The organism is Pseudomonas sp. SST3 (assembly GCF_003325755.1).
Genome location: NZ_QORI02000070.1, coordinates 1 through 5,978, shown reverse-complemented (window position 1 = coordinate 5,978; position 5,978 = coordinate 1). Strand labels below are relative to the sequence as shown.

The window sequence follows — 5,978 nt, the reverse complement described above, 5'->3', positions numbered from 1 at the left end:
TGACGCGGCCTCCCATGCTGGAAAGCCGGGATTCGCCTGCCCTGCAAAACGCTGTTCGCTGTGCCGTTTGGCGGTTGTCCACCGAAACGGTGCGCTTCTACTAAAAGTTAGAGATTTATAGTTAGGTAAGTTAGAGAGGCTGAAAACCCGCGCCATTACTGGCTTTGCGGCGTTTTCGTACTCCTGATAGCACGATAGGCGTACTCCCGATAGCACGATACCGGGTACTCCTGATAGCACGAGGCCGTCCACAGCTTTTCCCGCAGTTATCCCCGTGCCGTATGCAGCACGGGCCGGAAGGTCAGCAGTTCGGTGTTGTCGTCCGGCATGCGCTCGATGCCGAGGACGTAGCCGGGTAACGACTGCCGTGCCACCAGCACGCGCAGGTCGTAGGCGAAGTCCGAGAAGCGAGCCGCGCTGCCGGATTTGCGATGCAGATGCCGGAAGTCGAATTGCCAGCCGTGTTCCTGCCGCCCGCCGTGCTTGCGTACCAAGCGGTACAGCCAGCGTTCGATGCCGCCCTTCAAGCGGAAATAAGCCGGGTCGATGGTCAGCACCAGGGCGGCGTCGAGCACGCCGGCATAGAACCAGTCCGGCAGGATCAGCTCGATGCCCAGCGGCGTGCCGCTGGCATCGGCCAGTTCGCGCCATTCGTTGATCCACGAAAAGCGATGCAAGCGCCTGCCCGTGGTTTCTCGGATGGACGTGGCCACACTGGTCGATTGCAGCCGGTCGAGCGCCGCTTTCAGGCGCAGGTAGTCGTTGAGGGATGTGCCGCGCCCGATGAAGCGCAGGATCTCGTAGGGCGTGGCGTGTATCCAGCGCGACGGGCGAATGCCCGCGTCGCGTGCCTCCACGATCTGCGAGGCCGCCCAAATCAAAACGTCGGCATCCCATATCGTGGCGATGCCGTGCTCGGCCGTGCCTTCCACGCGGATGGTGATGTTCCCGCTGCGGAAGTCGATCGGCGCGATGCGCCGCGACTTCGCCAGCGAGAAGAATGGAAAGGCCATCAAGTCCTGGCTGTCGCGTGGCGCCATGTCGCCCGGCAGCGCGCGGAACAGGTCGAGCTGTTCGCACTGCGGCAAGGCTTGCCCTGGAGGGCCGGACATGGCGAAGGCCACCCACGCGCCGACGATCAGCGGCCATCACGGTAGTCACCCGCGTGGCGTTCGGCGTATTCCGGGTCGGATGTAGCCTCGTAGCTGCGCTGGTCGGCCCAGGCATCGAGGTCGCTTACTGCGTACATGACGCGGCGACCGAACTTGCGGAACTTCGGGCCACCGCCGATCACGCGCTGCTTCTCCAGCGTGCGAGGACTGAGGCGCAGATACTCGGCGGCTTCGTCGTTGGTCAGGTAGCGTTGGGGCTGCGAGGGCGCAGCGACAGTAGCGGCGGCAGGCCGCAAGGGAGAGGGTCGCATGGGGTGTACCTCCATCAAGCCCGGCCACACCACGCGGCCGGATAGAGGCACTTTCAAGAAAGCAAGGCTTCTTGCTAAGGGACGATTTGCAGGGGGCGCGAAACGTCCCCCCTCCTAATGCGACGGGAACGGCGGAAGCTGTGCCAGGCGGCGGTAGCCGCCGCGCATCAGCGCATCGCCCCGGCGCACCAAGCGCCGCACGCGGGCACGCAAGGCGCTGTCTTTGTGCCAATCGGCCGCGACGGCATCAACGCCGAACAGCCCCTCGGCAACCTCGCGCAAGGACGCGCCCGCCAGGGTCGCGTCGAGTGCCTGCAAGGTGTGCAGTTCCAGCACTGCGGCGTGCGTGGGCCGCGAGCGGGTCGCCGCCGCAGGCGCGGCCCCGGTTGCAGTGGACAACGCATCCAGCCCAGCCGCCAGTGCGCGATAGCGTGCGCAAGGCGTAGTGCAGCCTCGGATGGCGTAGAGGTAGGCCATTCCGTCGGCCATGCTCGGCGTGAGCGTGAGCCGCACGCAGCAGCCGGGCCATTGCGCCGTCAGCATCAGGCGCTTGCCATCATGGATCAGGTGCTTGCGTCCTGGGACGTTCCAGAACTCGAAGGCATCGGCATCCGGCGGCGGGTCGTCGTCCGGGTAGAGCTGGATCACGCCATCGTGATCGGGGAACCACGCCGGATGTGCGTCGCGCGCATCCAGGGCGGGATCTTCCAGCAGGCGCAAGCCCCAACGATGCGCCGTATCTGGTCGGCGGCGGCGGTGCAGCCAGTCGCGCCGGTAGTCAGGGTTTTCGGCGCAGGTACTCCCAGGCCAGCGCGGGGCCGCCCTGGTGCAGAACGTAGAGATAAGCCGCTGTCGGATACCAGTGTTCGACGCTGCGATTAGTCATGACGGAACCTCCCTGTGCTTGGGGTGCGTCGCCTGGATTCCGTCGTGCGGGAGCTATCGAATCACCATCAGGTTGTCATCGAAATCGGGGTAAGCTGTAACTACTGGTGTCAAGACAGATTCGCTCCGGGGCATTGCTGAAATCGTCTGAATGCGACGGCTGCGCCGCCACGAAAATGGTGCGCGGCATGGCGCACGGTGCAGCAGCCCGCGCCAAAGATCATGACTGTTTGCGTCAGAAGCGCACCGCTTCGGTGCAAGGATGTGGATTCAGACCTGCCCGGTCTTGGGTAAGACCGAAATAGTCACGATGCGCCCGTTTGACCCGGCTGCGCTGGCTTGCATCAATCCATGATCGAGCCGTTTTCCTGCGCCAGCCGCACGTATTCCGATAGTCGCCGCGCAGGTTGAAAGTAACTGTCGCGCATCACGGGCCACTTGCACGGCCCGACGATGGCAGCCAGATCGGACAGCTTCACCGTTCCCAAGGCGGGCATCCCGATCCCGAGGTCGATCAGGCCGTAGGCCGTATCGCCATCGGTAGGATCGAGCGCGGCCAGCAACCAGGTCGCGTGCGCGTCCGGGGTGAATAGCCGCACCACGGGCATCGGGTCGATGCTCTGGCCGTTGGCGCGCGCCTCGCCAACGGCGAGCAGTTGTGCGTGCTGTTCGGCAGTGATGAGCGGTTGGGTCATGGTTGGCGCTCCCACGAATCCGACGATGCAAGGAGGAGCCTTCCTGCCAAAACACGGAAGCGGCGAAATGGATGCGTGCTTTCGTGCGAAAGCACGAAGGCGTAAGCCGTCGAATCCGTACAGGCACGGAAGCGCAGAAGCGGAATTGTGCAGGCCATGAAAGACACGGATGTGGCTCCACGGGTTTGAGGAAATCCGCATATGCGGATTTCCGTAAAAGCACGAAAGCGTGCCTCTCAGCCATAAATGAACACTATAGATTGTAGCCCTATAGGGCGCAATGGACTGTCATCTTGGTTTTTATGGGGAAACCAAGTTGGTGACAGCGAAACACTCATTGGCGACGGCGATACGGACAGTCAGGAAGGCGCGGGGCTTGAGCCAGGAAGCGTTTTCGGACGTGTCTAGCCGCACCTACATGAGTTCGCTGGAGCGCGACTTGAAAAGCCCGACCCTGCACAAGCTGACCGAGCTGTGCGAGGTCATGGAGGTGCATCCGCTCACGCTGCTGACGCTGGCCTATGCCGGCGACAGCACGGATAAGACCGATGAGCTGCTGGCGCGGGTACGCCAGGAGCTTGAGGCGGTGTTGAAAGAGCGCAGCACGCCGTAGCGCGCGTCGGCGTGTAAGACTGGATTCCGCAAGCGGAGCGCGTAGCGCCGCAGGCGCGAAGGCGTGAGGGATTGAAGCCGCATGGCCGTGACGGCTTGCCGGCACGGGGCGCAGCCCGAAAAGCCCGGCGGTGCTAGCAGCGCCGACACGCCATCTTGGATTTGCCTCCACGGGCATTGAACCTGCTGAATATGACTGCGGCAATACCGGAACCAGAAACGATCGGGCGCGAGCTGACGGTTTCCCGCTGCCGCGTGTTCGGTGCTGCGATAAGCAGCGCTGCACCCCGCCGCAATGGGCGGGATGCTTGGGGTGGCCGTCAGGCCGCTTGCGGCCTGCTGCGCGACCAGATCAGGTCGTGCGTGCCGTCCTCGCCTTCGATCAGGCGGGCATACACCGCGCGGGGAACGAAGGATCGTCGAGGGTCACGGACAGGTACTCCCGCCCGGCCTCGCTGGTCTTCTTCCACGCCGCGCCGATGTCGTGGCTGGCGGCCTGGAGGCGGAAGTCGGGGGCGTTCTCGCTGTTGCCCTTGTCGTTGGGAACCAGCTTGACCTTGACGTTGAGCGTCAGGGTGCGAAGCGTGCCGGTGAAGCCGTCTTTGTCTGCGGTGAAGGTGCCGATGTTGGCCATGATGTTTTCTCCTTTCGGTTGAACAAGGTTCGCGCCCATCGCGTCCTTGTTGTGATCCGGCCGGCGGGGGACGGGCTGGCTGCACCGCCTGCGGTCGCAACGCAGTGGAGAGCCGGGAGGCGAAAAGAATTTGCTGCGCGAGGAAGCCGCGCAGCGGCGGGGAAATTGTTTTCGCCGGACGGTTGCAGCCATGAAGCCCGAGGCGCAGCCGCGCCCCCGCCAGGATTCACAACGAGACAAGGACGCCTTGGGCCGAACCGCTCCGAAAGRAGATGGGGCCGGCTCGGCATCCCCGCCCGAAGGCTTCTCCGGCTCGCCCGCTGACGCGGGCCAGGTCAACCACCCAACGACAGGCGAGAGCGCCCCTGCCGCACCTTGCGGCGCCGGTTTTGAGGCGTGGCGTGGAAGCTCCATAGCGATGCCGGGCGGGATGTTCGTGAACCGTCCTTCGTGACGTGATGGGCGAGAACCGCCAGCGTTGAGGACGGCACGCATCCGAACAACCTGCCGCAGCAAGCGCCAGCGTGTTCGCCAGCACCCGTCCATCGCGGCGGGACGCTTGCCGGGCCGATCCGGCGCAGCCGGTTCGGCGGTATTAAGGGGCGCCAAGCTGCGCGCGGCGGGGATAGCCCGCAGGGCTTTCCCCTGGAGGCAAGCGAAGCACGCAGCGCCGCAGGCGCGAAGGCGTGAGGGATTGAAGCCGCATGGCCGTGACGGCTTGCCGGCACGGGGCGCAGCCCGAAAGCCCGGCGGCGCTGTGCGCCGACACGCTCAAGCAATTTACGGCATCATTCTATGACTGAATATTTAGCCATTTTCCCGTTGGGAACCGCTCATCAGGCAAGGAGGTTGTCGAGTCATGCGTGTTTATATGATCGACAGAAATATCGTATCCAAAATTTCATCAGGCTTCAAAAATTGCAGCATCGAAGATAAAAATTTCATTAAATCACTGGATACAAAAGGAAGTGCCATAAGCCTTCTTCTTTCAAACATCGAAGGCCGACTTGGGATTCCTCAAGACATGAGTCAAGCATCCTCCGGCATGTTCGCTGAAGGTGACATAGCTAAGGGGTTCTTCAAGAAGGCTCGCGTTGATTCAGGTTTTTTTGAAGCCTTCAACAATCTTGCCTCCTGGGGTATCACAACTCATCAGAGAGACTCTTTTCTGAAAAATTCAGAAATCGTCGCATACCTACAAGATACGTTGCATCAGCCGCGCAGCCCGGCCCAAGCTAAAGAGGTTAGGGAGGATATTTTAAATTTCGCATCTAAGCGAGATATGGAAATTGGCCACCCAATCATGCTGTGTGGCTTGTCGACTTTATATGGAAACAAGAATGCGCATGGAGTGCTAAAACCTAAGAAACCCAAACAGAATGATCCTAAGAGAAATGCGAGGATTTATAACGCATTGGCCGACCTGATGGTGATTGTCAATCTTTCAGAGTTGGCGGGCATAAGCAGAGGAATGAAAATGCGAATTCATTTCGCAACAATCGACAAACCTCTCCATGGATTTGTTCAGGAATTCGGACTGCTTGGTGTTACAAAGAGCCGTTTAGCCCTAGTCAATGACAGCACAATCACCCTTGGATTCAATATGTCGCTTTTCCCAAAGCTAACCGGCAACGAGGCAGAAGAGTTCAAGGAATGGTTCAACACCAAGAAGCAAAAAACATGAACATAAGGTTTTAAGCCTTGACCTTGAACACCGGGCGCGGCTACG

5 protein-coding genes and 2 pseudogenes are annotated in these 5,978 nt (G+C 61.3%); 2 read left to right on the top strand and 5 right to left on the bottom strand.

Going from position 1 to position 5,978, the window contains the following annotated elements:
• Positions 1-266: 266 nt before the first annotated feature.
• The 4 genes and pseudogenes from DQ405_RS23460 to DQ405_RS27260 all read right to left on the bottom strand — a co-directional run bounded on the left by DQ405_RS23460 (position 267) and on the right by DQ405_RS27260 (position 3,003).
• Positions 267-1,112: a replication initiator protein A gene (locus DQ405_RS23460; RefSeq protein WP_031270617.1), complete on the bottom strand. Its 846-nt coding sequence runs from the start codon at positions 1,110-1,112 to the stop codon at positions 267-269.
• Positions 1,113-1,138: 26 nt separating this feature from the next.
• Positions 1,139-1,408 carry a helix-turn-helix transcriptional regulator gene (locus DQ405_RS23455; RefSeq protein ID WP_021204050.1) on the bottom strand — a complete coding sequence of 90 codons (270 nt, stop codon included), beginning with the start codon at positions 1,406-1,408 and terminating at the stop codon, positions 1,139-1,141.
• 129 nt (positions 1,409-1,537) lie between these two features.
• Positions 1,538-2,309, bottom strand: a pseudogene (locus DQ405_RS23450) (DUF2285 domain-containing protein).
• A gap of 343 nt (positions 2,310-2,652) precedes the next feature.
• Complete coding sequence (locus DQ405_RS27260; protein WP_021204052.1) at positions 2,653-3,003, bottom strand: DUF2958 domain-containing protein; 351 nt, start codon at positions 3,001-3,003, stop codon at positions 2,653-2,655.
• A gap of 319 nt (positions 3,004-3,322) precedes the next feature.
• Here DQ405_RS27260 and DQ405_RS23440 point away from each other — a divergent pair, with 319 nt between their 5' ends.
• A complete protein-coding gene (locus tag DQ405_RS23440) occupies positions 3,323-3,616 on the top strand; it encodes a helix-turn-helix domain-containing protein (protein WP_071533935.1) in 294 nt (97 codons plus the stop codon).
• 319 nt (positions 3,617-3,935) lie between these two features.
• On the opposite strand, the pseudogene DQ405_RS23435 reads toward DQ405_RS23440, so the two are convergent.
• Positions 3,936-4,249, bottom strand: a pseudogene (locus DQ405_RS23435) (DUF736 domain-containing protein).
• A gap of 859 nt (positions 4,250-5,108) precedes the next feature.
• Here DQ405_RS23435 and DQ405_RS27650 point away from each other — a divergent pair.
• Complete coding sequence (locus DQ405_RS27650) at positions 5,109-5,933, top strand: hypothetical protein (protein WP_023124806.1); 825 nt, start codon at positions 5,109-5,111, stop codon at positions 5,931-5,933.
• Positions 5,934-5,978 lie beyond the last annotated feature (45 nt).

Coding starts and splice junctions, on each gene's coding strand:
- DQ405_RS27650 (WP_023124806.1), top strand. CDS start 5,109: ATGCGTGTTTATATGATCGACAGAAATATCGTATCCAAAATTTCATCA.
- DQ405_RS27260 (WP_021204052.1), bottom strand. CDS start 3,003: ATGACCCAACCGCTCATCACTGCCGAACAGCACGCACAACTGCTCGCC.
- DQ405_RS23460 (WP_031270617.1), bottom strand. CDS start 1,112: ATGTCCGGCCCTCCAGGGCAAGCCTTGCCGCAGTGCGAACAGCTCGAC.